The sequence below is a fragment of the Klebsiella sp. 10982 genome (assembly GCF_048589245.1).
In the GTDB taxonomy this organism is placed as follows: Bacteria; Pseudomonadota; Gammaproteobacteria; order Enterobacterales; family Enterobacteriaceae; genus Klebsiella; species Klebsiella quasivariicola.
Map to the genome: position 1 here is coordinate 1 of NZ_JBMAXV010000104.1, position 2,128 is coordinate 2,128.

Consider the following 2,128-nt stretch of genomic DNA (forward strand, 5'->3'; position numbering starts at 1 on the left):
CAAACGCCTTTGCCGAAGAGTTCATGGCTGACTACAACCGCCGGTTTGCGAAGCCCCCACCCGATGATTTCGATGTTCACCGTCCGCTCGAGAATGATAAAAAACCTCTATCTGCCTGAAGGAAATGAAGAAAATCGACGTTGACTTGCAAAAAAATTAACGTCATATACCCCTATTTTCTGCTTAATGATTATCTATAAATCCAACCAGCTAAACCAATGATGATGCCCGTAAGGAAGCAGAAGATTGCAGTTTTATGCATCAATACGCCGTATAAAGCAAGCGAAAGCCCAATAAATAACACCATAAAAACTGGCCACATGCTGAATAACAGGAATAAATAACCCATTAAATTGTCGTGAAACGTCACATCTACTCCAAAACCATTACTGTAATTTCAATTGATGACTTGTCTAATCGCTAGACATCTTTCAATCATACTTAAACATCAGGCATCACATTATCACAGTCACAATTGTAATGTTAGTGATAGAGTCATCAGGTGATCTGTAATGTATTACAATACTCAGGTGAGTCAGTTACTTACCATATGAAATGGAGTATATTTCAGACAATCAGATACTTTATCTTAATACGATTTACTCAACCTTATCTGTACGTTATAAGCCATAATTGCTAAGATATTTATCTGTTACAATTGTTAAATCCAAAATGTTATCTATACTAACTAGTGACTTTACTCTGCCATGACAAAGTCCACTGTTCTACCCGTGAGCTCAGGGATGAGCCACTTCCTTTAATGTCTGATATTCCTTTTTTTCAAAGCACTAGAAAAATACCCGAAAGCTGTTAATCTAATACATTGACTGACCATACAGTTCAGCGTTATTTTGTTGGGTTTACTTCACGTACTTTTTATTGTCGGATACTGTTGGGAAAAGACACAAAGAAGCAAGCCATTAAGCGGAATACTGCGTAGGGTTAGAATATACAATTAACTTTTCCGTGATAGGACTAGTGATAACAATATTTCCAGCATGGGCTAACAGGAGTATAGATGGAACTGCTCTCCATAGGTTAATACATCTCGCAATTAACACGCCCGCATATGCCACAAAACAGACGCCCATTCTCGGAATTTTTTTTGCCATTATCTTTCCTGCGGCCTAATTACTTTCCCCACAACTATGGTTTTTTATTAGAGTCTTCACCACTAAATAAATTATAATAAATTGATTTTATTAGACATCTGTCAGAATCTATATGGTCAGCACGTATTGCATGCTCTAATGTTTCAAATGCTAAATTATGCGCGGCCTCAGAAAATATCCCAGGCCAACCCTTACTCAGCATAGACAGTCCTTTAAGGACTCTTATCTGAATCTCCCTCATACCGGCACCATCGCGCGCGACAGGTGAGAAAAAGTCTTCCAGTAGATCGTTATTCTGAAGTGGTGCAACATGAACTGAAGGATATTTCACTTCTATTTCATCAGATTTATACTGCGCGTAAGTGGAAAGTATACGAACACCTCTGCCAATGACATCAATGGCGGTTCCAGGATCGTTCACTGCGGGGGAAAGTGCCCGGCAGGCTATTTCGGCCATGACGCTAAGACAAAATCGGGGATCCTGAGCAAATGAACGTACATCCGAGACAATAATCGTCTCAAGTAAATCGGCGCTGATTGATGACTCCTGGCCTTGACTCAGGTACAAAACGGGCATGGATGGATGTATGAAACTGCCTGGCTGCGCCACGAGGTATACATGACGGGGATCATTGGTCAGCAGCTTGCTAAGTTTCACCATATCAATATATTCAACATAGCCAATCTTCTTCGGATAAACTGCAACCGTTCCTTTCGGCTGTTCATTGTTCTCAAGCCATGGATATCCGCCGAGACAGGGATTTCTTGCTCTCGCAATAAATGTTTCGATGGCCGCCTGTTCTACTTTTGCCGTTGTCTCACCTACCCTTCCCAGAGAGGTCAAATGCTGTATCCAGCGAAGCAATGTGATGAGGATTAAGGCAATGACAACCAGTGTGACAATGAATAAAATGACTCTCCCCCTTTCTCCATAAGCTCCCATACTGAGGGCAATAATCCCTACCAGACTGAAGAGAAAAGAACCGATGAAGGTGGCCAGTACATTTTGTGTGGTT

1 protein-coding gene is annotated in these 2,128 nt (G+C 41.1%); it reads right to left on the bottom strand.

All coding sequences use genetic code 11. From position 1 onward, the window contains the following. Positions 1–1,146: 1,146 nt before the first annotated feature. Positions 1,147–2,128 (bottom strand): DUF2254 domain-containing protein (locus ACKLKD_RS27730; protein WP_283074725.1); only part of this gene is annotated, 982 nt, incomplete at its 5' end.